We start from the raw sequence: 26081 nt of genomic DNA on the forward strand, positions 1-26081 counted from the left end.
CCGCTCCGTCACACCCGCATCAGGTACGACGGGACCGGTGAAGGAGCGATGCGGTGACCAGCGAAGGACCCGACGAGACATCACGCGGCACACGGCGGCGGCCCGCCTGGGCCGTCGGCTCGATCGCGGCCGCCGTCCTGCTGGCGGGCGGCGGCACCGCGTACTGGGCGTCGACCGCCTACGGCGACGGTGGGCAGGGCCACCGTACGGCTGACAGCGCGGCCTCCGCGCCCCGCGACGCGGGAGACCCCTCGGGGCCGGGCATCGCGCCCGGGGAGCCCGACCCGTCCGGCGGCGGGGTGGTCTACCGGGCGGACGTGAAGCTTCCGGAGGCCCCGGCCGGCGCGCCCACCTACGCGCTGTCCGGTGAGGTCACCTCGGCGGAGGTGGCCCGCCTCGCGGCGGCCTTGGGCCTGCCCGGCGAGCCGCGCCTGAGCGGGGACGTCTGGCTGGCCGGGGAGGCCGCCGACGGTTCCGGGCCCCGGCTCACCGTGGCCCGTACGGCGCCGGGGACGTGGAACTTCGCACGCTTCCGGGCCCCGGGCAACGGCACGGGCAACGGCGCCGGGGACGACTGTGCGCGCGGCAAGGACACCTGTGGCCCGGCCACCCTCCCGCAGGACCCGGGGGCGAGCGCGGGCGGCGGGGCCGAGACGGGCAAGCCGGTGTCGGAGGAGGCCGCCAAGGCCGCCGCGGCCCCCGTACTGGCCGCCGCGGGGGTGGCGGGGGCCCAGCAGGACGCCCGGTCCCACCAGGGGTCGGTACGGGTGGTGGCCGCCGACCCGGTGGTCGGCGGGCTGCCCACGCAGGGCTGGTCCACGAAGGTCAGCGTGGGCTCCGACGGATCGGTGGTGGGGGGCAACGGGGAGCTGAAGGCGCCCGTGCGGGCGGCCGACCAGCAGGTGGTCGGGGCCGTGGAGGCGCTGGCCCGGCTGAACGCGAAGTCGGGCGGCGGGGAGGGCAATCCCGAGCCCAGCGGTTGCGCGAGCGCGGTTCCGCTGGCGGCGGACACCGCGGTGTCGTCCACGGACGCGGTGCCGTGCAACCCGGAGCCGCGGCCGATGAAGCCGCCGCGGACGGAGTCGGTGAAGGGCGCCGTGCTCGGGCTGGTCCCCGGCACGGTGAACGGGGCGCAGGGTCTGGTTCCGGCCTGGCTCTTCGAGGTGGCGGGCCAGGGCGGCGCGCCCGGCCGCACGGTGGCCCAGCCGGCGGCGGCCGCCCAGGAGGGCACTCCGGGCCCGAAGGACCTGCGCACGGTGACCGGGTTCTCGTACGCGGAGGCCGACCGGAAGCTGACCGTGAACTTCTGGGGCAGTGTGTGCAGCACCTACGCCATGGAGGCGCGGGAGCAGGCGGAATCGGTCCTGGTGAAGATCACGGACACCCCGAACAAGCCGGGTCAGGCCTGCATCATGCTGGCGCAGGAGATGTCCTTGACGGTGGCGCTGCAGCAGCCGCTGGGTGACCGGAAGGTGCTCGACGCGACCACGGGCAAGCCGATCCCCCGGCAGTAGCCGGGGTCCCGGGTGCGGCCCGGGACCGGGTACGTCACGAGGGCCCGTCCCCGGTCGGATTCGACCGGGGACGGGCCCTCGTGGGCGTTCAGGCTTAGCTGAACGAGTCGCCGCAGGCGCAGGAGCCCGTGGCGTTGGGGTTGTCGATCGTGAAGCCCTGCTTCTCGATGGTGTCGACGAAGTCGATCGAGGCACCGTGGAGGTACGGGGAGCTCATCCGGTCCGTGACGACCTTCACACCGTCGAAGTCCTTCACGACGTCGCCGTCGAGGGAGCGCTCGTCGAAGAAGAGCTGGTAGCGCAGGCCGGAGCAGCCACCGGGCTGGACGGCGACGCGGAGCGCCAGGTCATCGCGGCCTTCCTGCTCCAGCAGGGTCCTGACCTTCTCGGCGGCGGCGTCGGACAGGAGGATGCCGTCGCTCACAGTGGTCTTGTCGTCCTGTACGGACATCTGCATTCACTCCCGAAGTGGGCGGCTCCCCGCCGGGGGCGGGGAAACGTCGGACTCTTGCCGTCGGTGGCAACGAGCGGGACCGCGGATTCATTCCGGGACCCGACGCTTGTTTCAGATATTCCATGCTCGCACACCGCGCGAGGGGGTGGGCCCGGCGAATCGTGGGCTGATGCGTCACATTGACACTATCGGCATCGTCAAACTGACGTGAAGCGGTTATGATAGATAACGTCAAGTAGACGAGAAGTCGATGTGATGATCCAGAAACCCCTTGTCGCAGAACAGAAAGGGTGCGTGTCGTGACCACCGCCCAGCCGTTGGACGTCCAGCCGACGCCCCTTGCCCTGCTGCTGCTCGGCCGTGAGGCCGACCCCAAGAGCGAGCGCGGGGTGGAGTGCCCCGGCGACCTGCCCTCGCCGTCGGACCCGAACCTCGTGGCGCGTGCCCGCGCGGCCAAGGAGAAGCTCGGGGACAAGGTCTTCATCCTGGGTCACCACTACCAGCGCGACGAGGTCATCGAGTTCGCGGACGTCACCGGCGACTCCTTCAAGCTGGCCAAGGACGCGGCCGCCAAGCCGGAGGCGGAGTACATCGTCTTCTGCGGCGTGCACTTCATGGCCGAGTCCGCGGACATCCTGACCTCGGACGACCAGAAGGTGGTCCTGCCGGATCTGGCCGCCGGCTGCTCGATGGCCGACATGGCCACCGCCGAGCAGGTCGCGGAGTGCTGGGACGTGCTGACCGAGGCCGGCGTCGCCGGCGTCACGGTGCCCGTCTCGTACATGAACTCCTCCGCCGACATCAAGGCGTTCACCGGCAAGCACGGCGGCACGATCTGCACCTCGTCCAACGCGAAGAAGGCCCTGGAGTGGGCGTTCGAGCAGGGCGAGAAGATCCTCTTCCTCCCGGACCAGCACCTGGGCCGCAACACCGCCGTCCGCGACATGGGCATGTCCCTGGACGACTGCGTGCTCTACAACCCGCACAAGCCGAACGGCGGCCTCACGGCCGAGCAGCTGCGGAACGCCAAGATGATCCTGTGGCGCGGGCACTGCTCGGTGCACGGCCGGTTCTCGGTCGACTCGGTCAACGACGTCCGCGCCCGGATCCCCGGCGTGAACGTCCTGGTCCACCCCGAGTGCAAGCACGAGGTCGTGGCGGCCGCGGACTACGTCGGCTCGACGGAGTACATCATCAAGGCGCTGGAGGCGGCCCCGGCCGGTTCCAAGTGGGCCATCGGCACCGAGCTGAACCTGGTCCGCCGCCTGGCGAACCGATTCGCCGCCGAGGACAAGGAAGTCGTCTTCCTCGACAAGACCGTCTGCTTCTGCTCGACGATGAACCGCATCGACCTCCCGCACCTGGTGTGGACCCTGGAGTCCCTGGCCGAGGGCAACCTCGTCAACCAGATCCAGGTCGACAAGGAGACGGAGAGCTTCGCGAAGCTCGCGCTGGAGCGGATGCTGGCGCTCCCGTAGCCGCCGCTCCCGTAGCGCCGCTTCTCCCCCGTACACGCCCGAAGGGCCGCCCCTCGATCCGAGGAGCGGCCCTTCGGCCGTCGTGCGACGGGTGTCAGGCCTTGGCCGGGACCTCGTCCTCCGCGGCGGAGGGGGCCGGGACCACCGTCAGGCGGGCCTCGCGCTTCGCCGCGCGCTTGGCGCGGCGGCGCTCCTTGCGGAGCTCGACCATCGTGTAGAGGGTCGGCACGAGCAGCAGCGTCAGCAGGGTGGAGCTGACCAGGCCGCCGATCACCACGACCGCGAGCGGCTGCGAGATGAAGCCGCCCTCGCCGGTGACGCCCAGCGCCATCGGGAGCAGCGCGAAGATCGTCGCCAGGGCCGTCATCAGGATCGGGCGCAGCCGGTGCCGGCCGCCCTCGATGACCGCTTCCACGACGCCCAGGCCCTGGGCGCGGTACTGGTTGACCAGGTCGATCAGGACGATCGCGTTGGTCACCACGATGCCGATGAGCATCAGCATGCCGATCATCGCCGGGACGCCCATCGGGGTGCCGGTGGCGATGAGCAGGCCGAGTGCGCCGGTCGCCGCGAACGGGATGGAGACCAGCAGGATCAGCGGCTGGACCAGCGACCGGAAGGTCGCGACCAGCAGCATGAACACGATCGCGATGGCCGCGAGCATGGCCAGGCCCAGCGAGCCGAAGGCCTCGTCCTGGTCCTCGGAGACGCCTCCGATGGACGCGGTGGCGCCCTCCGGCAGGTGCAGGGCCTTGAGCTTGGTCTGCAGCTCGGCGCTGACCGCGCCGGTGTTGTCGCCGAGCGGCCGTGCGGTGATGGTGGCGGCGCGGGCGCCGTCGATCCGGGTCATCGCGACCGGGCCGGGGACCTCCTTGACCTCGGCGATGTCGCCGAGCTTGGCCGGGCCGACCGGGAGCGCCTGCAGTTCGGCCAGGGTGGTGGCCGGCTGCGCGGACCTGATGACGATGTCCCGCTCGGTGTCGTCGAGTACGGCCTTGCCCGCCGGGTTGCCCCGGACGGCCTGGGCGACGATCGCGCCGAGCGCGGCCTGGTTGAGGCCGGCCTCGGCCGCCTTGGGGGTGGCGGTCACGGAGATGCGGGGCACGGACTGGGACAGGTCGCTCTGTACGTCGGCGACGTTCTTGAGCTTCGCGACCTCGCCCCGGACCTGCTCGGCGGCCTCGGCGAGGACCTTGCCGTCGCCGGCCTTGACGACCACGCTGAGGTTCTGGCTGCCGAAGCCGTCGCCCGCCACGATGCGGGTCTCGCCGATGCCGTCGAGAGCGGCCAGCTTGCCCTCGATGCCCTTCTTGACGGCGTCGGCCTTGCCGGAGTCCTTCAGGCTGACCTGGTACGAGGCCTGGTTGGAGCCCGTACCGCCGCCGAAGGCCGCGAGGAAGCCGGAGGAGCCGACGGTGACCTGGTAGCTCTTGACCCCGTCGACCGAGGCCAGCACCTGCTCGACCTTGCGGCTCGCCTCGTCGGAGGCGGCCAGCGAGGTGCCGGGGGCGAGTTCCTGCTTGACCGTCAGGACCTCCTGCTCGCCCTGGTCGAAGAAGTTGGTCTTCAGCAGCGGGGTCATCCCGAAGGTGCCGATCAGGACGACCACCGCGATGGCCACACTGGTCACCCGGCGCCGGGTGGCGAAGCCCAGGACGCGGACGTAGAAGAGCTGGAGGCGGCTGCGCGCCTCCTTCTCCTCGGCCTCGCGGCGGGCCTTGGCCGCGCTCTCGGCGTTGCCGGGCTCGACGCCCTTGGGTGCGCTCAGGAACCAGTACGAGAGCACCGGTACGACCGTCAGCGAGACGAGCAGCGAGGCCAGCAGGGCCGCGGTGACGGTGAGCGAGAAGGAGCCGAAGAGCTCGCCGATCATGCCGTCGGTGAGGCCGATCGGCAGGAAGACGGCGACGGTGGTGAGGGTGGAGGAGGTGACCGCGCCGGCGACCTCCTTGACCGCGGTGATGATCGCGGCCTCGCGCTCCTCGCCGTAGCCGAGGTGGCGCTTGATGTTCTCCAGGACCACGATCGAGTCGTCGACCACGCGGCCGATGGCGATGGTGAGGGCGCCCAGGGTCAGCATGTTGAGCGACAGGTCGCGGGTCCACAGCACGATGAGCGCGAGGACGACGGACAGCGGGATGGAGACCGCCGTGACCAGCGTCGAGCGCAGCGAGGCCAGGAAGACCAGGATCACGATCACCGCGAAGAGCAGGCCGAGCATGCCTTCGGTGGTGAGGCTGGAGATGGACTTGGCGACGGCCGGGCCCTGGTCGCTGACGACGGTCAGGTCGGCGCCGGCGCCGAGCGCGGTGCGCAGCTCGGGCAGCTTGTCCTTGACCGCGTCGGAGATCGCGACGGCGCTGCCGTCCTTGTCCATGGTGAGGACGAGGGCGAGGCTGGGCTTGCCGTTGGTGCGGGTGATGGAGACGGCCTTGGCCGGCTCCTGCTTGACGGTGGCGACGTCGCCGAGGCGGACGGCCGGCTTGCCCGGGCCGGGGGTCAGGCGCAGCTCTTCCAGCTGGGCGAGGGAGGTGTAGCCGGAGCCCACGCGCACGGTGCGGTTCTTGCCGGCCTCGTCGAAGGAGCCTGCGGGGACGGCAGCGCCGCCCGCCTGGAGGCCCTCGGCGAGCTTGGCGCCGTCGAGGCCGGCGGCCGCGAGCTTGGCGTTGTCGGGGGTGACGGTGACCTGGAGGTCCTGGACGCCGTCGACGGTGACCTGGCCGACGCCCTCGATGTCCGAGAGGACGGGGACGACGGAACGTTCCAGCTGGTCGGCGAGCGCCTGCTGGTCCTTGTCGGCGGTGACGGCCAGGATGACGGTCGGGATGTCGTCGGTGGAACCGGCCACGACCTGCGGGTCCACCTCGGCGGGCAGCCGGACGCGGGCCCGGTTCACGGCCTGCTGGACGTCGGCGACGAGCTGCTTGGTGCCGCTGTCGCCGTAGTCGAAGGTGGCCATGATGAGGGCGTTGCCCTCGCTGGCGGTGGAGGTGATGCCGGTGAGGCCGTCGACACCCTTGAGCATGGCCTCGATCGGTTCGACGACCTGCTTCTCGACCACGTCGGGCGAGGCGCCCTGGTACGGCGCGAGCACGGACACCATCGGCAATTCGATGGAGGGCAGCAGCTGCTGCTTGAGCTGCGGGATGGCTATGGCGCCGAAGAGGAGCGCGACGATCGACACGAGGCCGACCAAGGCCCTTTGGGCCAGGCTGAAGCGGGACAGCCAGGACATGGGTATGAGATCTCTCTGCAGTGACGAACGCGAGGGCACTCCTACCCTGTCGCACCGGGGTGGCGCGTTTCGTCGCTCGCAGGTGCCGTCCTTATGTGCGGCATACCGCGTCTGGAGTACGCCGTACGGGGCGGCGCTACTCCGCGCGCGGGCGGACCAGTCCCGATTCGTAGGCAATAACAACCAATTGGGCCCGGTCGCGGGCGCCGAGCTTGGCCATGGCCCGGTTCACGTGGGTCTTGACGGTCAGCGGGCTGACCTCCAGCCGCCCGGCGATCCCGTCGTTCGACAGTCCGGCCGCGACGTGTACGAGGACCTCGCGCTCCCGGACGGTCAGCGCGGCGAGCCGCTGCGCGTGCGCCCCTGCGGAGGCTCCGGTGGCGGCCGGGTCGGCGCCGCCGCCCTGGGCGAGGAAGGTGGCGATGAGCCCCTTGGTGGCGGCCGGGGAGAGGAGCGCCTCGCCGGCCGCGGCGACGCGGATCGCGTTGAGCAGCTCCTCGGGTTCGGCCCCCTTGCCGAGGAAGCCGGAGGCGCCGGCCCGCAGGGCCGAGACCACGTACTCGTCGACCTCGAAGGTCGTCAGCATCACCACGCGCACACCGGCGAGTTCCGGGTCCGCGCTGATCATGCGGGTGGCGGCGAGCCCGTCGGTGCCGGGCATCCGGATGTCCATGAGGACGACGTCGGGGCGCGTCCGGCGGGCGAGTTCGAAGGCCTGCGCCCCGTCGGAGGCCTCCCCGACGACCTCCATGTCGGGCTCGGAGTCGACGAGCACCTTGAAGGCGCTGCGCAGCAGCGCCTGGTCGTCGGCGAGCAGCACCCTGACGGGCGCGGCGGAGGGCAGGTCCGTCGCAAGTTGGTCCACGGGGTGAGGGTACGCGGGACCGCCGTCCGCGCTCAGCCCAGGGCGAGGACGATCAGGGCGGTGGTCGCCGCGACCTCCGCGAGGGCGCCGAAGACGTCACCGGTGACCCCGTCGAAGCGGCGTACGCAGCGGCGGAGCAGCAGTTCCGCGGCGAGCAGGGCGGCCAGGACCGCCGCCGCGCTCCGGCCGGCGGCGGGCAGGCCCAGCGGGAGTGCGGCGGCCGCGGCCAGGGCGACGGTGAGCACGGCGATCAGGGCGGCGGCGCGGCGCGGGACCACCCCGGCGACGGCGGCGCCGAGCCCCCCGGGGCGGGCGGCCGGGACGCCTTCCCGGCAGGCCAGGGTCATGGCGAGGCGGGCCGCCACGGCGGCGACCACGGCGGCGAGGGCGCCGCGGATCCAGCTGTCGGCGTAGATGTCGGAGAGGGCGGCCGCCTGCAGGAGCAGCACGATCACCAGGGCCACGACGCCGAAGGGGCCGATGTCGGACTGTTTCATGATCCGCAGGGCCTCGTCGGCGGGTTTGGCGCTGCCGAGGCCGTCGGCCGTGTCGGCGAGGCCGTCGAGGTGCAGTCCCCGGGTGAGTGCGGCCGGTACGGCGACGGTGAGGGCCGCGGCGAGCAGCGGGCCCCCGCCGAGCAGCAGCACGATCGCTCCGGGCAGGGCCGCGAGCACGCCGACGACCAGTCCGGCGAGCGGGGCGCAGGCCATTCCGGTGCGGGCGGCGGGGCGGTCCCAGCGGGTGATGCGGGCGGGCAGCACCGTGAGGGTGCCGAACGCGAAACGGAGGCCGTCGGGGAACGAGGCGCGTTCCGCGGGCGGCGTCTGGGGCGGGCCGTCGTACGAATCTGTCATCGGCGGGAACGGTACCCGCTCGACGCGAGCGGTAAATTACCCATTACATGCCAAATAGGGAGTCAGTGGGATGGGTCACTGGTGGTATCGGAACATCGTCGAACCGGGGAAGCTGCCGCTCCTGCTCGCCCTGCTCTCCTTCGTGATGTCGTTCCTGGTCACCCGTGTGATCACCCGGCTGATCCGGGCCGGCCGGGGCCCCTTCAAGAACGTCACCCCGGGCGGTCTGCACATCCACCACGTGGTGCCGGGCGTGATCCTCGTGATCATCGGCGGCTTCGGCGCGGTCGGCAGCGGCCGGTACGGCTTCGGCGCGTACGCCTCCGCCGTGATCTTCGGCCTGGGCGCGGGCCTGGTCCTGGACGAGTTCGCGCTCATCCTGCACCTCGACGACGTGTACTGGAGCGAGCAGGGCCGCAAGAGCGTGGAGCTCGTGGTGATCACGGCCGCCGTCGTGGCCCTGGTCATCGGCGGTTTCGTGCCCTTCGGGGTGAACGACCTGTCGGCCCAGGAGCGCGAGAGCCGCGGCCTGGTCGTCATGAACGGGGCCACCAACTTCTTCCTCGCCCTGGTCGCCCTGTGGAAGGGCAAGGCCCGCACCGCGCTCTTCGGCGTGGTCGTGCCCTTCGTGGCGCTGGTCGGCGCGATCCGGCTGGCCCGGCCCGGATCCCCGTACGCGAAGAGGTTCTACGCGAACCGGCCGCGCGCCCGGGCCAAGGCCGGGCTGCGCGCCTTCCACCACGACCGGCGCTGGGCGGGTCCGCGCCGCAGGTTCGAGAACTTCATCGGCGGGACCCCGGACCCGGACCACCCCGTCCCCCTGGAGGGGCCGCCCCGGCACTGACGACGGCGGCGGGCCCTCCCCCGTCGAAGGAGGAGGGCCCGCCGCCGTGCCGTCGGTGCGTCCGGCCCGGGACTCAGCCCGGGATCAGGCCGTCGTCGCTGAGCATCTCCCTGACCTCGTCCAGAGCGGCGCCCGCACCGGGGAGGATCAGCTCGGACGGCTCCAGCGCGTCGTCCGGGAGCGGCGTGCCGAGCCGCCGGACGGCGTCGAGCAGTGCGCCCAGCGTCCGCCGGAAGCCCTCCTCGTCACCGCCCTCCAGCTCCGCGAGCAGTTCGTCGTCCAGCCTGTTGAGCTCGGGGAAGTGGCTGTCGGCCACTTCCACCTGGCCTTCCCCCATGATGCGGACAATCATGACGGGCCCCGTCCTACTGCTTGTCGAACCGGTGCGGAGTCGGCGGCTGCTGCCCGTTGCCCTGCGCACCGCCCTCGATGGCCTGCTGCTGGGCGGACGGGCCGCCCGCCAGCTCGGCCTTCATGCGCTGGAGCTCCAGCTCCACGTCGGTACCGCCCGAGAGGCGGTCCAGCTCGGCCTGGATGTCGTCCTTGGAACCGAGGCCGCTCTGGTCGTCGAGCGCGCCGGAGGCCAGCAGCTCGTCGATCGCACCGGCGCGGGCCTGCAGCTGGGCGGTCTTGTCCTCGGCCCGCTGGATGGCCAGGCCGACGTCGCTCATCTCCTCGGAGATACCGGAGAAGGACTCCGCGATCCGGGTCTGCGCCTGGGCCGCCGTGTACGTGGCCTTGATGGTCTCCTTCTTCGTGCGGAAGGCGTCCACCTTGGCCTGGAGCCGCTGGGCGGCGAGGGTCAGCTTCTCCTCCTCGCCCTGCAGGGTCTGGTGCTGCACCTCCAGGTCGCTGACCTGCTGCTGGAGCGAGGCGCGCCGGGACAGGGCCTCACGGGCCAGGTCCTCGCGGCCCAGGGCGAGGGCCTTGCGGCCCTGGTCCTCCAGCTTGGCGGACTGCCCCTGGAGCTGGTTCAGCTGCAGCTCCAGGCGCTTGCGGGAGGTCGCCACGTCGGCGACTCCGCGGCGCACCTTCTGCAGCAGCTCCAGCTGCTTCTGGTACGAGTAGTCGAGGGTTTCGCGCGGGTCCTCGGCCCGGTCAAGGGCCTTGTTCGCCTTCGCGCGGAAGATCATCCCCATACGCTTCATGACACCGCTCATGGGCTTCGCGCGCCCCCTTCTAGACGGACTGTGCTCCAGGTCACCGACAGAACCCACAGTACGGGCCCTGTCTCCATTACCGCACTGTTCGAGTACGGATGTGCTCCTCCTCCAGGACGACTACGCCCGCGCCCCATCAGGCGTAAGGAGTAGGTGATCCCAGGAGGGCGGGCCCACCGCACGTACCGTGCAAGGGGAAGGACGCCCGCCGTTGCCGGATCGTTCCCCGGCGGGGTGGGGCCCGTGCCCGCAACCACGTAGGCTTGGGTTTTGTGTTTGGTAGCCGCTCCTCCAAGGAAGAGAAGGCCGCCGCCGCCGACAAGGTGAGCGCCGACCTCTCGCAGCCCCGTGACCCGCAGGCCCCGAAGGGCCGCCCTACGCCGAAGCGTGCTGTGGCCCAGTCGCAGCGCAAGGCCGTGGTGGCCTCGACCGGCAATCGCAAGGAGGATGCCAAGCGAGCCCGTGAGCGTCGCCGTACCGAGATGGCCAAGCAGCGCGAAGCGCTGGCCAATGGCGACGAGCGTTACCTGCCCACCCGTGACAAGGGTCCCGTCCGCCGGTTCGTCCGCGACTACGTGGACTCCCGCTACTCGGTCGCCGAGATGTTCCTGCCCCTGGCGGTGATCATCCTGGTGCTGAGCATGGTGCGCCAGCCCTCGATCCAGACCATCGCGCTGACGCTGTGGCTCGTCGTGATCGTCCTGATCCTGCTCGACTCCATCGGCCTGTGGTTCCGCCTCCGCAAGGCCCTGGTCACGCGCTTCCCGGACGAGCCCCGCCGCGGCGCCATCGCCTACGGCCTCATGCGCACCCTCCAGATGCGCCGGCTCCGCCTCCCGAAGCCGCAGGTCAAGCGCGGGGAACGGCCCTGAGCCGAGCGACGCCCGGCATGTCGGGGGAAGGCTTCGCGGAAGGCGCCCGGCTCTGGCTCGAAGGCCTGGGCGGACTGCGCAACGCCGTCCGGCAGGAGCTCGTGGGCCGGCAGGTCGACGAACAGATCGCGCAGCGCTTCCCGGTCGGGCAGCGGCTGCGCGTCCTCGACGTCGGCATGGGCCAGGGCACGCAGGCGCTGCGGCTGGCGCGCGCCGGGCACAAGGTGACGGGCCTGGAGCAGGACCCCGCCATGCTGGACGTCGCCCGTGAGGCGCTGGCCGCCGAGCCCGAGGGGATCCGCGACCGGGTCACCCTCCTGGAGGGCGACGGCCGCGAGACCGGGGCCCACTTCCTGCCGGGCAGCTTCGACGTGGTGCTGTGCCACGGGGTGCTGATGTACGTGCCCGAACCGGACGCCATGCTGGCCGGGCTGGCCCGGATGCTGGCCCCGGGCGGCCTGCTGTCCCTGCTGGTGCGCAACGGCGACGCGCTCGCCATGCGGCCGGGGCTGGGCGGCGACTGGCAGGGCGCGCTGGACGCGTTCGACTCCACCGAGTACACGAACCGGCTGGGCCTGGACGTCCGCGCGGACCGGCTGGCCGGACTGACGGCGACCCTGTCGGGGATCGGCGCCCCGCTGCAGTCCTGGTACGGCGTCCGCGTCTTCACCGACGGCACCGAGGCGGGCGAGGTCCTGCCGCCCGACGAGGAGCTGGAACGCCTGCTGGCCGCCGAGGACCGCGCCGGCCGGACCGACCCCTACCGCGGTGTGGCGGCGCTGCTGCACCTGTGCGGGGTACGGGGCTAGCCCCGCCGACCGGGTCGCGAGCCGGTACGGGTCCGCCGCCGCGCCCGGCCGCAGACCCGTACGGGACATGCACGAGGAAGGGGCGGGCCGCGGTTCTCCTGCGGCCCGCCCCTTCCTCGTCTTCGGCTCCGGCCCCGGGGGGCGTCCCCTAGATCCGCCGAGCCCCCGGCAGGGCTACGCGTCCAGGGCGGCGCGCAGGCTCATCGTGTAGAGCTCGGTCCCGGCGTCGTCGGACAGCTTCACCTGCTCGACGCCGCCTTCCAGCAGGTCCTTCCAGTACTCGCCGATCCAGGACTCCGCGTCCCCCTGCGTGGTGAACTCCTCGGGTACCACCGACGGGCTCGTCTCGGTGCCGTCGGCCGTCTCGAACCGCCACGTCCACGCCATGTCCGCCTCCGTTGCTCGCACGCTTCCTGTCCTGAGTGTGCCCGCAGAGTAACCGGGCGCGCAGCAGTCTCGGCGACGCGGGAGGATCATCCTGTGGAACTCACTCTGCTCGGCACCGGAACACCCGAGGGCCTGCCCCGCCCCGGCTGCCCCTGTGCGGCCTGCGCCGTCTCCGTCGGCTCGCGCTCGCGCGCCGCCACGGCCGTCCTCGTCGACGGGGCGCTGCTGCTGGACCTGACGCCCGGGGCGGTGCTGGCGGGCGCCCGGGCCGGGCATTCGCTGGCCGGTGTGCGGCAGGTGCTGCTGACCCACCCGCACGACGGGCCCGCGGTCGAGCTGCCGCCCGGGCTGCCGGCCGCCGGGCGGGTGCCGGACGGGCGGGAGCTCGCGGTGATCTCCGGGCACCGGGTGCGGGCGGTGCCGATGGACGCGCCGGGCACCGGGTACGAGGTGACGGGCCCGGACGGCGCCCGGCTGCTGTACCTGCCGCCGGGCGGGGCCCCGGCCGGGCTCGCCGACCAGGCCGGGCGGCGCCCGTACGACATGGTCCTGATGGATGTGCTGGGCCGGCCCGAGGCGCTGGCGCGGCTGCGGGCGAGCGGCGCCGTCGGTCCGGCGACGGACGTGATCGCCGTCCACCTGGACCACGACACCCCGCCGGGCCGGGAGCTGGAGCGCCGGTGCGCGGCGGCCGGGGCCCGGGCGGTGCCGGACGGGACGACCGTGATCGTCGGGGAGTACCCCGCGGTGCCGGAGCTGCCGCGCCGGACCCTGGTGCTGGGCGGGGCCCGCTCCGGCAAGTCCGTGGAGGCGGAGCGGCGGCTGGAGTCCTTCCCGGAGGTGGTCTACGTGGCCACCTCCGGCACCCGGGACGGCGACCCGGAATGGGCCGAGCGCGTCGACCTGCACCGGGAGCGCCGGCCGGGCGGCTGGCGGACGGTGGAGACGTGCGAGCTGGTTCCGCTGCTGGCCGCCGACGGGCCGCCGCTGCTGATCGACTGCCTGGCGCTGTGGCTGACGGACGCGATGGACCGGGCCGGGGCGTGGGACGACGCGGTGTGGGCCGAGAGCGGGCAGCAGCAGCTCGCCGGGCGGACCGCCGAGCTGGTGGCGGCCGTGCGCGCGACCCGCCGTCCCGTGGTGCTGGTCAGCAACGAGGTCGGCTCCGGCGTCGTCCCGGCGACCGCCGCGGGCCGCCGCTTCCGCGACGAGCTGGGCCGGCTGAACGCGGCCGTCGCGGGCCAGTGCGAGCACGTACTCCTCGTCGTCGCGGGTCTGGTGACCGTGCTCAAGGAATAGCCCGAGGAATGGCTCGAGGAATGGCGGGGGAAGGCATCGGAGTGGCGGGGCGCCCGGCAGTCCGACGACCGGTCACCGAAGGCCTGAGGGAGGGCCTTACCGGCTGTACTCTCTGGCAGATGAGCACGCTGAATCTCGACGACTTCTCCGATCTGATCGAGCGCCCCGACGGGGGCGTCCGGCGTGACGCCGAGGAACGCCGTGAGCGCCTCGCCGTCCCGCCCGGCGCGCTGGGCCGGCTCGACGAACTCGCCGAGTGGCTCGCCGCCGCGCAGGGGCAGGTTCCGGTCAAACCGATCGAGCGCCCCCGCGTGGTGCTGTTCGCCGCCGACCACGGGATCGCCGCCCAGGGCGTTTCCGCCCGGGCCGCGTCCACCGGCCACGAACTGGTGCGTGCCGTCCTCGACGGGGCCAGCCCCGTGGCCGTCCTGGCCGGCCGGCTCGGCGCCACCATACGGATCGTCGACGCCGGCCTCGACTGCGATCCCGAGCTGCTCCCCGCGGACGTGGTCGGGCACCGGGTGCGGCGCGGCAGCGGCCGGATCGACGTGGAGGACGCGCTGACGGCCGAGGAGGCCGAGGCCGCGGTGCGGCTCGGGATGCGGATCGCCGACGAGGAGGCCGACTCCGGAACGGATCTGGTCGTCCTCGGTGACCTGAGCGTGGGCGGGACCACGGTCGCCGCGACCCTCGTCGCCGCCCTGTGCGGAACCGATGCCTCGGTGGTCACCGGCCGCGGCGGCGTGCCCATCGACGACCTGGCCTGGATGCGCAAGTGCGCGGCGATCCGCGACGCGCTGCGCCGGGCCCGCCCGGTCCTGGGCGACCAGGTGGCGCTGCTGGCCGCGGTCGGCGGTGCGGACGTGGCCGCCATCACCGGATTCCTCCTCCAGTGTGCGGTGCGCCGTACTCCGGTCATCCTTGACGGTGTCGTTTCGGCGGCGTGCGGGCTGGTGGCCCAGCGGGCCGCGTTCCGGGCTCCGGACTGGTGGCTGGCCGGACAGGCCAGCGGCGAGCCGGGCCAGGCGAAGGCACTTGACCGAATGGCGCTCAACCCGGTGCTCGATCACGGCGTCACAGTAGGTGAAGGTACCGGGGCATTGCTGGCCCTCCCCCTCGTCCAGGCGGCCGCCGCACTCGCGGCGGAACTCCCGGAGCGGGCGGTGGAGGAGCCGACGGAATGAGCCGCCGGGGCCCCCGGTCCTGACCAGGCCGAGGCCCCGACCGCGCAATCACGGACAGCTGCGCCCCATATGATCGCTTTTTATGGGAGAGGTCCGTTTGACCAGCGCAGAGACCGACCGCACCGCCGCACCGGCGACCGGTCCGTCAGCCGGCAGGAAAGAGACCGGCGGCGACCCCGCCGGCAGGGCGGCGGCGAGCGGCCGGGAGACCGGCCGGGGGAGCGCCCGCTCACGGCACGGCGCCGCGTTCGCGGTGTGGTACCTGCGCGCCGTCACCTTCGTCAACTTCCTCAGCGCGGTGTGGGTTTCGCTCGGGCAGGACCTCAGGCGCCACAACATCGAGGACTTCTACACCCCGTACATGCTCACCGCGGGGTTCGCCTCCGGACTGTTCACGCTGCTGCTCGCCGTCACCCTCGGCCGCCGCAAGCGGGCCTCCTGGATCCTCAACCTCGTCCTCAGCGGCCTCCTGGCGCTGCTGCTCGCCTACGCGCTCTCCACGCACGAGGAGATCCGCGAGCACACGCAGAACTGGGTCTCCCTGGTCCTGACCGCCGCCTTCACGGCGGCCCTGCTGCTGGGCCGCCACGAGTTCTACGCCAAGGGCGACCGCTCCAACCCCGCGCTCGCCAGCGCCGTCGCCGCCATCGGCCTGCTGCTCACCTCGCTGGTCGCGGCCCTGCTCGTCGGCGCCACCAACACCTCCCCGATCGCCTCGGAGGCCTCCTTCCCGGAGCGCTGGTGGTACGGCGTGATGCGGCTGATCACCCTGACGCCCGGTGAACGGGCCTCCGAGGCGATCACCACGCCCGGCTGGGTGGACGTCTTCATCAACGTCATGTCGATGCTGCTGCTGCTCGCCGTGCTGTTCGCCGCCTTCCGCTCGCGCCGCGCCGTCGACCCGATCAGCGAGGAGGACGAGGAGCGGCTGCGGGCCCTGCTGGCCCGCCAGGGCGACCGCGACTCGCTCGGCTACTTCGCGCTGCGCCGCGAGAAGTCCGTCATCTGGTCCCCCACCGGCAAGGCCGCCGTCACCTATCGCGTCGTCGGCGGGGTCTCCCTGGCCTCCGGCGACCCGATCGGCGACCCCGAGGCCTGGCCGGGCGCCATCGATCCCTGGCTGGCCGAGGCCCGCGAGCACGGCTGGGTGCCGGCCGTGATGGGGGCGAGCGAGGAGGCCGGGCAGATCTACGCCCGGCACGGCCTGGACGCCCTGGAACTCGGTGACGAGGCGATCGTCGAGACCGCCGACTTCACCCTGGAGGGCCGCGCCATGCGGACCGTCCGGCAGGCCTTCAACCGCGTCAAGCGGGCCGGGTACACCGTCCGCATCCGCCGCCACGACGACATCCCGTCCGACGAGATGGCCGAGCTGGTGCGCCGCGCCGACGACTGGCGCGACGGCGCCACCGAGCGCGGCTTCTCCATGGCGCTGGGCCGGCTGGGCGACCCCGCCGACGGCCAGTGCGTGATGCTGGAGTGCACCGACGGCAACGGCGAGCTGCGGGCCGTGCTGTCCTTCGTACCGTGGGGGCCCAAGGGTCTGTCGCTGGACCTGATGCGCCGCGACCGGGACTCCGAGAACGGCCTGATGGAGTTCATGGTCATCGAACTCCTCGAACGCTCCAAGGAGATCGGGGTCACCCAGGTCTCCCTCAACTTCGCGATGTTCCGGTCCGTCTTCGAGCGCGGTTCCCGGCTCGGCGCCGGTCCCGTGCTGCGGATGTGGCGCTCGCTGCTCAGCTTCTTCTCCCGCTGGTGGCAGATCGAGTCCCTCTACCGGGCCAACGCCAAATACCGGCCGATCTGGGAACCGCGGTTCATGCTCTTCGAGAAGAGTTCGGACCTGCTGCGGATCGGTGTCGCGGCCGGACGGGCCGAAGGCTTCCTGGAGGCCCCCGGCCTTCCGAAGTGGCTGCACCGCAGACACCTGGAGACCCGCCGTTGACAGCGTGGAACACCTCCTCACTCCGGCGGTTCGCCCGCCGTGAGTGGGGACCCCTGTTCTGGACCGTCCGGGACGCGCTCGTGCGCGACAGGTGGCGGGCGATCCCGATGACCATCGGCGCGGTCTGTCTGACCTCGGTCTTCCAGATCGTGCAGAACACCTCCTGGGGGTTCCAGCCGGTCCAGGACCTCGGCTCGGTCAAAGCCGCCGACCCGCTCGGGCTGGCCCTGCTGCGCACCCCGCTGTCCCTGTTCGTCCCCGCCCTGGACCTGCCGGTGTGGGGGGCGCTCGCCCAGATCCTGCTCGTCTTCGGCATCGCCGAGATCTGCATCGGCTGGTGGCGCACCCTGCTGATCGGCTACGTCGCCACCCTCGCCGGGACCACGTACGCGCGGATCGGGCTCGCGCTCGGGCCGGAACATCCCCTCGGTCTGCCGGTGTCCGACCGGATCGTCAACGACACCGGGCCCTCGGCGGCGGTGGTGGGGCTGGCCATCTACGTGTGCTGGCGCTATCGGGCTTACCTGACCGGCGCCCTGGTGATCCTGGCGATGATCGGCGAGGTGCTGGTCAAGGACAACCTGGCGGGCAAGGAGCACCTGGCGGCGATCACGGCCGTCATGGCGGTGTGCGTGGTGCGGGCGCGCTGGGGTCCGGTGCGGTCCCGCGTCGCGCTGGGGTCCCACCCTCCGCCGTAGGGGGCGCCGGCGGATGAGGCCGTACCGTATCCGGGTGACGACAGACCTCGGGCGGTTCGCCCCCACCCGGCAGTGGATGCGGGCCCATCCGCTCGCCACCGATGCCGTGCTGGCGTTCGGGGCGTTCGTCGCCATGGTCGTCGGCTCCTTCGCCGATCCGCACGGGCCGCACGGACCCACGTTCGGGACGCGCACCCCGGAGCCGTTCTCGCTGCTGCTGATGCTGCTCGGCGCGGCCGCCCTGGTGTTCCGGCGCCGGCAGCCGCGCGCCGTGCTCGCCGTGACCTGCGGGCTTTCCCTGCTGGAGCTGACCACCGGGGAGCCGCGGGCGCCCGTCGCCATGTGCACGGTGATCGCCCTGTACACCGTGGCCGCCCACACCGACCGGCCGACGACCTGGCGGATCGGGCTGCTCACCATGGCGGGGCTGACCGGTGTGGCCATGCTGGCCGGGCCGCTGCCCTGGTACGCCCAGGAGAACATCGGGATCTTCGCCTGGACCGGGATGGCCGCGGCCGCCGGGGACGCCGTACGCAGCCGGCGGGCCTTCGTCGACGCCATCCGGGAGCGGGCCGAGCGCGCCGAGCGGACCCGGGACGAGGAGGCCCGGCGGCGGGTCGCCGAGGAGCGGCTGCGGATCGCCCGGGACCTGCACGACGTGGTGGCCCATCACATCGCCCTGGTCAACGTGCAGGCGGGAGTGGCCGCGCACGTCATGGACAAGCGCCCGGACCAGGCGAAGGAGGCGCTGGCGCACGTACGGGACGCCAGCCGGTCGGCGCTGAACGAACTGCGGGCCACCGTCGGGCTGCTGCGGCAGTCCGGCGACCCGGAGGCACCGACGGAGCCCGCGCCCGGGCTCGGCGTCCTGGACGAGCTGGTGGACACCTTCCGGCACGCCGGGCTGCCGGTGGAGGTCATCGTCCAGGTGGACGGCGAGCCGGGGGCGCTCCCCGCGGCGGTGGACCTGGCGGCGTACCGGGTGATCCAGGAGGCGCTGACGAACGTGCGCAAGCACGCGGGGCCGGGGGCGAAGGCGGAGGTCAGCGTGGTCCGGGTCGGGCCGTCGGTGGAGGTGACGGTCCTCGACGACGGCGGCGAGGTGGCCGGGCCGGCCCCGGAACCGGCCGATCCGCCGGGCGGCGGCCACGGCCTCCTCGGCATGCGGGAGCGCACCGGCGCACTGGGCGGCACCTGCTTCGCGGGCCCCCGCTACGGCGGCGGCTACCGCGTCCACGCCATCCTCCCCCTCGGCTAGCCGCCCCAGCGTCGGTCCGGACAAACCCGACCTCGGTCCGGCCTCCCAGCCTGTGTCCGGGCACATCCAGCCTGGTCCGGCCATCCCTGCCTGGGGCCGGCACACTCAGCCTCGCCGGCGTTCGAGGCGCGGGGTCTGGGGCGGAGCCCCAGGAAACCCGGCTCCGCCGGGCACCGGGCTCCGCCCGGACCTGCGCCTCGAACGCCGGCGAGGCCGGATACGGCCGGCGAGGCTATTGGCAGACTTGGCGCCACGCGTCCAAGTCGTACCGCTTCTGGAGCGAGCTCAGCTTCGCCGCACGGGCGCGCGGGCACCAGCGGTTCAGTTTGCCCTCGTACTCCACGTGGAACACCGCCTTGCCCGCGTCGATGAACGGCACGTACCGGTCGCACTCCTCGTACTCCATGCACTGCTCGTTCACCGCGAAGTCGAAGTCGCCCACCAGCTCCGGGATCTGGTCCAGGTCGTTCTTCAGGCCGACCGACATGCCCCGCTCGTGCACCATCCGGGCGATCAGGCGGTTGTACTTCAGCTGGTCGTCCGCGGTCAGCGGGAAGCCGGACCGGTTGGCGTAGCCGTCCATGTTGTCGGGCTCCACCGCGTCGAAGCCCTTCACCTTGCACATGTCGAACCGCTTGCCCATCAGCGGTTCCAGTTCCGCCAGGCGCCGGATGTCCAGCCAGCGTTCGCCGTCCCAGCCGTTGCCCTCGCCCAGCAGCGCCTTCGGGAAGGCGGCGGCGTCCGGCCGGAAGTCCTCCCAGGCGCCGGTGGAGATGTAGCAGATGGTCTTGCGGCCGGCCTTCTTCAGGGTCGCCACCTGCTCCTTGGTGGTGTTGAACCCGTCGACGTCGTACACGGCCGCCTTCACCGAGGTGTCGAGCTTCCCGGTGAGCTGCCACTGCCAGCCGACCCCCGGCTTCGGCTGCCAGCGCTGCCCCGGCGGCGGGTCGGGCGACAGCCCGTCACGTTCCGGTTCCGGCTCGGCCGTACACGCCGCGAGCAGCAGCAGGGGCACCGCCAGCAGGAGTGCGATCTTCCTCATCCCGCCGCCTCCAGGACGTACGGCAGGGTCCCCCAGGGGTGCGCGCCGCTGCCCGGGACGGCGCAGTGCACCCCGGCCCCGCGTTCGGCGGCGAGTTCCTCGGCGAGCCGGGCGGCGAGCGCGCCCGGCGGGACGGCGTACACGAGGTGGCAGAACCGCTGGGCGGGATGGTCGGCGGTCCAGGGCGGTGCGGCGGCCGCGTCCCGGTAGGCGTCCCAGGGGCCCTCGAAGGTGACGAGCAGGTCGGCGAGGTCGGCGTAGCCGGGGTGCGGGTGGACCCCGTGGTTGAGGACGAGGGTACGGGCGCCCGCGGCCCGGGCGGCGACCGCGAGCCGCCCGTAGTGCGGGAGCAGCTCCGGGTCGGCGGAGGCCTGGTCGAGGAAGGCCCCGTCGGTGGCGTACCAGTCGCGGTGGCGCAGCAGGTCCTGCACCACCTCGGCGTGCGGGCGCCGCCCGTAGTCGGTGTCGGCGTACCCGAGGACGGGTACCCCGGCCTCGCGCAGCCGTGCGGCGACGACGGCGAACCGTTCGTCGCGGGCGGCGCCCGGTCCGCTGTCGGGGTTGAGGACCACCGAGTGCAGCCGGCCGGCGGAGCGGATGAGCCGCTCCCAGGCTTCCGGCCGGTCGGCGGGATGCTCGTAGAGGGGCACCAGCAGCATGGGGTCCTTCTTTTCGGTCATCGGTGGGCGGTCGCCCGGCCGAGGAGCAGGCAGACCAGGGTGGCCAGTACGGTGGCGGCGGCGCCCGCCACCACCAGCTGGACCGCCCGGGGCTGGCCGAGCCCGGTCAGCAGGGCCAGGCTCTGGGCGACGGCGGCCGAGGAGCAGACCACGGCCGCGGGCCGGACCGCGCCGAAGGACTGCAGGAGCAGCCCGGTCCACATGACGGCCCCGAGCAGCAGCAGGGTCGCGATCCGGACTCCGGTGAGGACCGGGGCGCCGGGCCAGAGCAGGGTGCCGGCCAGCCCCAGGGCCAGCAGGACGGTCAGGTAGACGGCGAGGCACCGGGTCAGGGTGGCGAGCATCCGCCGGTGGAAGGCCCGGGGCGAGCGGGCTCCCTGGAGTCCGGAGAGGGTGCCGCTGCGGAACCGGTGGAGCAGCCATTCGGCCGGGCCCATGCTGAGGGTGAGGGCCACCGCCGAGGGGGCGGCGACCGCCTCGGCGGGGCCTCCGGCGAGGACCTCCCCGAGGGCGGCGTACAGCACGAGCAGGCCGGTGCCGAGGCCGAAGACCCCGTAGGGCACCGAGTCCCCGATCCGGGGTCCGCGGGGTGCGAAGTCCTCCTCGGCGCCGCGCAGCATCTGCCAGCGCACGGGGCCGTGGCCGGGTCGGCGGGCCGCGGAGGCGCGGATCCGGCGCACGGCGGACCGGAGTCCGGCGGCCAGCGGGAGTTCCCGCAGGGCCAGGGTGCAGGCGGCCAGCAGGGACACCACGAGCAGGGTGACCCGGACCGGCACGGGCAGGTCGACGAAGAGCGAGAGCAGTGCTCCGGCGGCCATCGGGGCGAGTGCGGCGAGCAGGACCCGTTCCCGGCCGAGGACCAGCAGGACGGTGGCGGCCCCGACGTAGAAGGCCTGTCCGGCAGCGAAGGCGTAGGAGAACGGGGGCCCGCCGGGCACCGACAGTGCGGCGGCGGTGCCCAGCAGGGCGCCGACGGGGGCTCCGACGAGCAGGGTCCGCCCGGCGGCGCGCCGGTCGCCGAGGCCGAGCCAGGAGTAGGCCCGGTGGGACAGGGTCTGGTCCCAGACCCAGCCGATGAGCGCGCCGGCGAGCAGGGTCAGGGTCCCGGCGGGCAGGCCGAGGCGGTCCTGGGGGCCTTCGAGCAGGGGCGCGCCGAGCAGGTAGGCGAGGCCGGGCAGGGCGAAGATCACCCCGCGGAGCAGGCAGGCGGTGAGGGAGACCTTCCAGGGGTCGGGGGCGGCGCCCGGCTCCGGGAAGGAGCGGGGCACCCGGGCGTAGAGCTCCTCGGCGAGTCCGAAGGAATCGTTCCGGCCGTAGGTGAGCCGGATGTACTCGTCCGTCATGCCGTCGGATTCGAGGATGGCGGCGATCTCGTCGGGGTGGACGGCGGAGGCGATGAACACGTCGAGGCGCTCGGCGAGTTCGTCGATGGGGTCGGCGGCGGCGTCGGCGGCGGTGATGCCGGCGCCGGGGCCGTCGCGGCGGGGCCGGGGGATGGCCGGGAGCGTGTCGGAGCCGGAACCGGGGCCGGAGCCGGGCGGCTTGAGCCAGAGGGATCCGCTCACCACAGGCTCCCGTCGGCAGCGAGTTCGCGGTACCAGGGATCGGCGAGCCGCTGGGTCCATTCGTCGCCCGCGTGGACGGGCAGGACGGGCTGGCCGGCGAGTTCGCGGTAGATGTGCCGGAAGCCGTCCACGGACTGGTGGAGGGTGAACTTCTCCACGACGCGCTTGCGGGACATCCGGCCGAGCTCGGCCCGGCGTTCGTCGTCGCGGAGCAGGGCGAGGGTGGCGCGGGCCATGGTCTCGGGCTCGCGGGGCGGTACGACGAGGCCGGTGTCGCCGACGGCCTCGCGGACTCCGCCGACGTCGGTGGAGACGGTGGTGCGGCCGCAGGACATGGCTTCGATGATGCTGAAGGGGAAGCCCTCGCTGATGGAGGAGAGCATGACGACGCTGCCGGCCGCGTAGGCCTGGGCCACCTGCTCGATGCGGCCCTCGTAGGTGATCCCGTCGGTCACGCCGAGTTCGGCGGCGAGCTTCTCCAGGCGGATCTTGTACTCCTCGCAGCCGGCCGGGACGGGGCCGAAGAGTCGCAGCCGCAGGGCGGGGAGTTCCTCGCGCATGAAGGCGTAGGCCCGGATGAGGGTTTCGAGGTCCTTGATCGGGTCGATGCGGCCGCACCAGCTGAGGGTGGGCACGTCGGGTTCGGGGCCGGCCTCGGGGAAGGCGTGCGGGTCGACGCCGTTGTAGACGGTGCGGATGCGGTCGGACTCGGCGCCTCCGCGCTCTTCCCAGCGGCGGTTGTACTGGTTGCACGGGGTGATCAGGTCGGCCTGCCGGTAGCCCTCGGTGTTGAGCTCGCGGTAGAAGCCGAGCATGAGGGCCTTGACGGGCCAGCGCTGGGCGGCGCTGCGGTAGCCGAGGTAGCGCTCGCGCAGGTAGATGCCGTGCTCGGTGAGCAGGAAGGGGACCCCGTCGAGGTATTTGGCGGCGAGGGCCGGGAGGGTGGCGAGGCCGCTGCTGACGGCGTGCGCGACGCTGTCGGGCGGGATCCGGACGCCGAGCGGGCGCAGCGCGTGTTCCAGCAGGTCGGTGGCGGTGAGCGCGTCGTGGATGGTGGGCTCGGCCTCGGCGGTGACGAGCCCGGGCCGGGTCCATACGTCCATCAGCAGCCGCAGGACCGACTCGGAGCGCAGGGCCGGTGCGAGTTTTCCGGCCCGGGCGAGGACGGCCAGTTCGCGCAGGGCCTCGGAGAAGCTGTGCCGGGCGGGATCGGGTTCGGCGTCGAGCAGGGAGAGCAGGAAGCTCTCGTAGACCTTGGTGAAGTGGCGGTGGGCCCTGCCGCGCAGGGCCGACCGGCGGATGCGGGACGGGAGCGGCCCCCAGAGCGGGAAGGCGGTGTGCCGGTAGACGTTGCGGGGCAGTTCCCAGGTGACCGGCTCTCGTCCGGAGCCGGTCAGGGCTATGACGTTGAAGTCGACCTCCGGCATACCTCGTACCAGTTGGTCGCACCAGGTGCTGACGCCGCCGTGGACGTGCGGATAGGTGCCTTCGGTGAGCATGGTGACGTGACGCCCATGACTCATGCGGTGTGTCCCCCCAGGACGGAAAAGGGGCCGGCGCCCGTGGTTTCGCGGAGCGCCGGCGCTAGGTGGTACTCGTGGTGGCTTGCTCGGCGGTCAGCTGGGCAGCTTGAGCGTGACGGCGCTCTGGAGCGTCTCCGGACCGGCCCAGGCGGAGCGGGTACCGGCGTAGGCGGTGCCGAAGTCGGCGGTGCCGAGCAGCAGCTGCTTCTTGGTGCCGGTGGGGGCGGTCACCGGGGCGACGACCCCGGAGGGCGCCTGGATGGTGACGTCGTTGCCGATGCGGTAGGCGGTGACCTTGCCGTCCGCGAGGGCCTTGTCCCAGACGGCGCGGCGCTGGAACTCGACGCCGGTGTCCTTCATGCTCTGGTTGACGATCGGCGCGCTGGGGGCGTAGAGGGCGCGGTAGGTGTCCAGGACCTGGTTGAGCACCGGGTAGAGGGTCCGGTCCTCGGCGAGGTTGGACTGGTGGACGTAGTGCGGCCGCGGGTCGTTGGCCAGGACGTGGCGCAGGGCGGTGCGGGCCTCGGCCGGGACGATGGCGTCGAGGTAGCCGGTGTTGACGTTCAGCGGGGCCGGCAGGCAGGTGGAGGTCGCCGGGTTGTCCTCGCAGACGCCGCTTCCGCCGTGGGCGCGGCTGGTGTAGATCCAGTTGTACTCGTCGGCCATCTCGGCGTTGGTGCCCGTGTTGTAGTACACGTTCATCGGGTGCCGGGGGACGGTGAGGGCCGCGCCGACCGCTCGCTGCGCCGGTTCGCGGGAGTTGTCGCTGCCCGCCCACTTGACCCCGTTGTCGGCGAGGGCGCCGGCCAGGTTGGGGTTGTCCACGGGCTGCTGCGGTGCGGTCTTGAGGCCGGAGTGCTCACCGGTGACCAGTTCGGTCCGGTCGGTGGTGATGCCCTTGGTGGCGGCCCAGTTGTTGTTGTCGCGGATCTGGGCGGAGATCTCTGCGCGGCTCATGTACTGGATCGCGCCGGCGGCGTTCTTCGTGCAGGTCCACGGGGTGACGGCGGTGTTCTGGACGCAGCCGAGGAACGGGTGGGTGTAGGTGTGGTTCATCCAACGGTACTTGGCGCGGTCGGCGACGAGCTGGGCGGTCATCGCGTCGACGCCGCCGTTCTCGGCCTTCCACTCCTCCCCGGCGCCGCCGTTGAAGAGCATGTCGAGCTTGAAGTTCTTCGACGTCTGCCACTGCGCCGCGTACACGGCGTCGGCGGCACTCATCCGGATGGTGCTCTCCTTGCCCTCGCCGCCCGCGCAGGCGTAGTCGCCCGGCGTGCAGTTCAGGTCCTTGTTCCAGCGGGCGTCGGGGGCGAAGACGTCGTCGACGTGGACCGCGAAGTAGTTGCGGCTCTGGCCGAGGTGCACCCCCCGGGTCAGCCAGTCGACGATGCCGCGGGCGAGCAGCCGGAACTGCTGCTGGTACTGGTTGTAGCCGAAGGTGACGACCAGTTCGCTGCGGCCGTCGTGCGTGTATTCGCCGACGAGCGAGGCCCGGCCGGAGCCGACGGGCGCGTCGACGTAGCTGGTGTAGCCGGGGCGCGGCTTGCCCATGAAGCCGAAGCTCTCGGGGACCAGGGCCGAGTTGTCCTCGAAGGCGATCTGGCCGCCGAGGTAGGCGAAGGGGCCGGCCTTTCCGGCGGTGGTGACGGCGGCCCGGGTGCCGTCGAGCTGGCCGCTGTAGCCGCCGTTGTCGGTGTATTCCAGCCCGACGCCGGGGTGGGCCCAGGTGTAGGCGTCAACCTGGCGGATGCCGTACGTCGTCTCGTAGGCGGTGAGGGCGGCCATCTCGGCCGAGCCCTCGCCGAACGGGTTCTCGTTGGGCAGGACGACACCCTGGTACTTGGCGCGCGGACGGCCGTCCACCGTGTCGCTGAGGAAGCCCGCGTTGATGACCGGGCGGCCGCTGCTGCCCAGCTGGACGCGGGTGTAGGGCACCCCCGTGTCGCGGAGTTCCGCGGTGATCGCCTCGACCGAGCTGCCGCCGTCGTCGACGACCAGCACCTTCAGGTCGATGCGCGGCGCCACGGCCGCCTGAGCGGTCGAGGCGGGTACTGCCACGGACACCAGGGCTGCTGCCGCCATCATCGCGGCGACCCTGTTCATCCGATTCTTGTTGACCATATTCGGCCTTTCCCCCCGCAGGCGTCCCTCGACCGGCCCTTGGCGGACAGCCGGGCCTGGGAGGCTCTGTGGAAATCATGCAAAGGAACCCCGCGTCCCCTTGCGAGAGTGGACCGAGTCTTTCGGACCTCGTCAGGTCTACGGGGCAAACCTGGAGCAGAGTCCACAGATGGGTGAACCTGATGGCCTCTTGATCGAACAACTTGCCAAACCTTCGAGTGACGTACGGACGAGCGCCTACGCGTAGGCTCATTTCTGGCGGCCGTCGGGCCCGAATACGATCGCTACGGA

The 26081-nt window shown here is 72.5% G+C and carries 22 protein-coding genes; 10 read left to right on the top strand and 12 right to left on the bottom strand.

Going from position 1 to position 26081, the window contains the following annotated elements:
* Window positions 1-53: 53 nt before the first annotated feature.
* Window positions 54-1514, top strand: a complete 1461-nt coding sequence (locus JYK04_RS14105; RefSeq protein WP_189736334.1) for a hypothetical protein — start codon at window positions 54-56, stop codon at window positions 1512-1514.
* Window positions 1515-1608: 94 nt separating this feature from the next.
* Here JYK04_RS14105 and erpA read toward each other — a convergent pair whose 3' ends face one another.
* Window positions 1609-1965 carry an iron-sulfur cluster insertion protein ErpA gene (erpA, locus tag JYK04_RS14110; protein WP_030010511.1) on the bottom strand — a complete coding sequence of 119 codons (357 nt, stop codon included), beginning with the start codon at window positions 1963-1965 and terminating at the stop codon, window positions 1609-1611.
* 293 nt (window positions 1966-2258) lie between these two features.
* Between erpA and nadA the strand changes: the two genes are divergently transcribed.
* The gene (nadA, locus tag JYK04_RS14115) at window positions 2259-3446 is read left to right on the top strand and encodes a quinolinate synthase NadA (protein ID WP_189736336.1); all 1188 of its coding nucleotides are present in this window, start codon (window positions 2259-2261) and stop codon (window positions 3444-3446) included.
* Window positions 3447-3540: 94 nt separating this feature from the next.
* On the opposite strand, the gene JYK04_RS14120 is transcribed toward nadA, so the two are convergent.
* The 3 genes from JYK04_RS14120 to cobS form a co-directional block, all read right to left on the bottom strand.
* Window positions 3541-6681: an efflux RND transporter permease subunit gene (locus JYK04_RS14120; protein WP_189736338.1), complete on the bottom strand. Its 3141-nt coding sequence runs from the start codon at window positions 6679-6681 to the stop codon at window positions 3541-3543.
* A gap of 136 nt (window positions 6682-6817) precedes the next feature.
* A complete protein-coding gene (locus JYK04_RS14125; RefSeq protein ID WP_229875157.1) occupies window positions 6818-7546 on the bottom strand; it encodes a response regulator in 729 nt (242 codons plus the stop codon).
* 32 nt (window positions 7547-7578) lie between these two features.
* Window positions 7579-8400, bottom strand: coding sequence for an adenosylcobinamide-GDP ribazoletransferase (gene cobS / locus JYK04_RS14130; RefSeq protein WP_189736340.1), 822 nt, complete (start codon window positions 8398-8400; stop codon window positions 7579-7581).
* Between the two features lie 70 nt (window positions 8401-8470).
* Here cobS and JYK04_RS14135 point away from each other — a divergent pair, with 70 nt between their 5' ends.
* On the top strand, window positions 8471-9244 hold the full coding sequence (locus tag JYK04_RS14135) for a hypothetical protein (RefSeq protein WP_189736342.1): 774 nt from the start codon (window positions 8471-8473) through the stop codon (window positions 9242-9244).
* A gap of 73 nt (window positions 9245-9317) precedes the next feature.
* Here the strand turns inward: JYK04_RS14135 and pspAA are convergent, their stop codons facing one another.
* Both pspAA and JYK04_RS14145 read right to left on the bottom strand, forming a co-directional pair.
* Window positions 9318-9596 carry a PspA-associated protein PspAA gene (pspAA, locus tag JYK04_RS14140; protein ID WP_189736344.1) on the bottom strand — a complete coding sequence of 93 codons (279 nt, stop codon included), beginning with the start codon at window positions 9594-9596 and terminating at the stop codon, window positions 9318-9320.
* Window positions 9597-9609: 13 nt separating this feature from the next.
* Window positions 9610-10404 carry a PspA/IM30 family protein gene (locus JYK04_RS14145; protein ID WP_189736346.1) on the bottom strand — a complete coding sequence of 265 codons (795 nt, stop codon included), beginning with the start codon at window positions 10402-10404 and terminating at the stop codon, window positions 9610-9612.
* 263 nt (window positions 10405-10667) lie between these two features.
* On the opposite strand from JYK04_RS14145, the gene JYK04_RS14150 reads away from it, so the two are divergent.
* A complete protein-coding gene (locus JYK04_RS14150) occupies window positions 10668-11276 on the top strand; it encodes a DUF3043 domain-containing protein (RefSeq protein WP_229875158.1) in 609 nt (202 codons plus the stop codon).
* 17 nt (window positions 11277-11293) lie between these two features.
* Entirely contained in the window at window positions 11294-12085 is a 792-nt protein-coding gene (locus JYK04_RS14155) for a class I SAM-dependent methyltransferase (protein ID WP_229875159.1), read from the top strand.
* Window positions 12086-12259: 174 nt separating this feature from the next.
* Here JYK04_RS14155 and JYK04_RS14160 read toward each other — a convergent pair whose 3' ends face one another.
* Window positions 12260-12472 carry a hypothetical protein gene (locus tag JYK04_RS14160; RefSeq protein ID WP_030389078.1) on the bottom strand — a complete coding sequence of 71 codons (213 nt, stop codon included), beginning with the start codon at window positions 12470-12472 and terminating at the stop codon, window positions 12260-12262.
* Window positions 12473-12565: 93 nt separating this feature from the next.
* Between JYK04_RS14160 and JYK04_RS14165 the strand changes: the two genes are divergently transcribed.
* The 5 genes from JYK04_RS14165 (at window position 12566) to JYK04_RS14185 (ending at window position 18859) form a co-directional block, all read left to right on the top strand.
* Entirely contained in the window at window positions 12566-13771 is a 1206-nt protein-coding gene (locus JYK04_RS14165) for a bifunctional adenosylcobinamide kinase/adenosylcobinamide-phosphate guanylyltransferase (RefSeq protein WP_189736348.1), read from the top strand.
* 119 nt (window positions 13772-13890) lie between these two features.
* On the top strand, window positions 13891-14955 hold the full coding sequence (gene cobT / locus JYK04_RS14170; RefSeq protein WP_189736350.1) for a nicotinate-nucleotide--dimethylbenzimidazole phosphoribosyltransferase: 1065 nt from the start codon (window positions 13891-13893) through the stop codon (window positions 14953-14955).
* An 82-nt stretch (window positions 14956-15037) separates the two neighbouring features.
* Window positions 15038-16903: a phosphatidylglycerol lysyltransferase domain-containing protein gene (locus JYK04_RS14175; protein ID WP_189736352.1), complete on the top strand. Its 1866-nt coding sequence runs from the start codon at window positions 15038-15040 to the stop codon at window positions 16901-16903.
* On the top strand, window positions 16900-17601 hold the full coding sequence (locus JYK04_RS14180) for a hypothetical protein (protein WP_189736354.1): 702 nt from the start codon (window positions 16900-16902) through the stop codon (window positions 17599-17601). Before JYK04_RS14175 ends, JYK04_RS14180 begins: the two co-directional genes overlap by 4 nt.
* A gap of 13 nt (window positions 17602-17614) precedes the next feature.
* The gene (locus tag JYK04_RS14185; RefSeq protein WP_189736356.1) at window positions 17615-18859 is read left to right on the top strand and encodes a sensor histidine kinase; all 1245 of its coding nucleotides are present in this window, start codon (window positions 17615-17617) and stop codon (window positions 18857-18859) included.
* A gap of 232 nt (window positions 18860-19091) precedes the next feature.
* Here the strand turns inward: JYK04_RS14185 and JYK04_RS14190 are convergent, their stop codons facing one another.
* The 5 genes from JYK04_RS14190 to JYK04_RS14210 form a co-directional block, all read right to left on the bottom strand.
* Window positions 19092-19901: an endo alpha-1,4 polygalactosaminidase gene (locus JYK04_RS14190; RefSeq protein WP_189736358.1), complete on the bottom strand. Its 810-nt coding sequence runs from the start codon at window positions 19899-19901 to the stop codon at window positions 19092-19094.
* On the bottom strand, window positions 19898-20581 hold the full coding sequence (locus JYK04_RS14195) for a spherulation-specific family 4 protein (RefSeq protein ID WP_229875160.1): 684 nt from the start codon (window positions 20579-20581) through the stop codon (window positions 19898-19900). The genes JYK04_RS14190 and JYK04_RS14195 overlap by 4 nt, the downstream gene beginning before the upstream one ends.
* Window positions 20578-22146: a hypothetical protein gene (locus JYK04_RS14200; RefSeq protein WP_189736360.1), complete on the bottom strand. Its 1569-nt coding sequence runs from the start codon at window positions 22144-22146 to the stop codon at window positions 20578-20580. The genes JYK04_RS14195 and JYK04_RS14200 overlap by 4 nt, the downstream gene beginning before the upstream one ends.
* Window positions 22143-23669: a GT4 family glycosyltransferase PelF gene (gene pelF, locus JYK04_RS14205; protein WP_189736362.1), complete on the bottom strand. Its 1527-nt coding sequence runs from the start codon at window positions 23667-23669 to the stop codon at window positions 22143-22145. Before pelF ends, JYK04_RS14200 begins: the two co-directional genes overlap by 4 nt.
* 93 nt (window positions 23670-23762) lie before the next feature.
* The gene (locus JYK04_RS14210) at window positions 23763-25790 is read right to left on the bottom strand and encodes a hypothetical protein (protein ID WP_189736364.1); all 2028 of its coding nucleotides are present in this window, start codon (window positions 25788-25790) and stop codon (window positions 23763-23765) included.
* Window positions 25791-26081 lie beyond the last annotated feature (291 nt).

It is taken from the genome of Streptomyces nojiriensis, assembly GCF_017639205.1.
Classification (GTDB): Bacteria; Actinomycetota; Actinomycetes; order Streptomycetales; family Streptomycetaceae; genus Streptomyces; species Streptomyces nojiriensis.

Bases quoted from the DNA above. Each gene is read 5' to 3' on its own strand.
- JYK04_RS14175 (WP_189736352.1), top strand. From the start codon at position 15,038: ATGGGAGAGGTCCGTTTGACCAGCGCAGAGACCGACCGCACCGCCGCA.
- JYK04_RS14120 (WP_189736338.1), bottom strand. From the start codon at position 6,681: ATGTCCTGGCTGTCCCGCTTCAGCCTGGCCCAAAGGGCCTTGGTCGGC.
- JYK04_RS14190 (WP_189736358.1), bottom strand. From the start codon at position 19,901: ATGAGGAAGATCGCACTCCTGCTGGCGGTGCCCCTGCTGCTGCTCGCG.
- pspAA (WP_189736344.1), bottom strand. From the start codon at position 9,596: ATGATTGTCCGCATCATGGGGGAAGGCCAGGTGGAAGTGGCCGACAGC.
- erpA (WP_030010511.1), bottom strand. From the start codon at position 1,965: ATGTCCGTACAGGACGACAAGACCACTGTGAGCGACGGCATCCTCCTG.
- JYK04_RS14195 (WP_229875160.1), bottom strand. From the start codon at position 20,581: ATGACCGAAAAGAAGGACCCCATGCTGCTGGTGCCCCTCTACGAGCAT.
- JYK04_RS14155 (WP_229875159.1), top strand. From the start codon at position 11,294: ATGTCGGGGGAAGGCTTCGCGGAAGGCGCCCGGCTCTGGCTCGAAGGC.
- JYK04_RS14185 (WP_189736356.1), top strand. From the start codon at position 17,615: ATGAGGCCGTACCGTATCCGGGTGACGACAGACCTCGGGCGGTTCGCC.
- JYK04_RS14210 (WP_189736364.1), bottom strand. From the start codon at position 25,790: ATGGTCAACAAGAATCGGATGAACAGGGTCGCCGCGATGATGGCGGCA.
- JYK04_RS14145 (WP_189736346.1), bottom strand. From the start codon at position 10,404: ATGAGCGGTGTCATGAAGCGTATGGGGATGATCTTCCGCGCGAAGGCG.
- cobT (WP_189736350.1), top strand. From the start codon at position 13,891: ATGAGCACGCTGAATCTCGACGACTTCTCCGATCTGATCGAGCGCCCC.
- pelF (WP_189736362.1), bottom strand. From the start codon at position 23,669: ATGAGTCATGGGCGTCACGTCACCATGCTCACCGAAGGCACCTATCCG.
- cobS (WP_189736340.1), bottom strand. From the start codon at position 8,400: ATGACAGATTCGTACGACGGCCCGCCCCAGACGCCGCCCGCGGAACGC.
- JYK04_RS14160 (WP_030389078.1), bottom strand. From the start codon at position 12,472: ATGGCGTGGACGTGGCGGTTCGAGACGGCCGACGGCACCGAGACGAGC.
- JYK04_RS14135 (WP_189736342.1), top strand. From the start codon at position 8,471: ATGGGTCACTGGTGGTATCGGAACATCGTCGAACCGGGGAAGCTGCCG.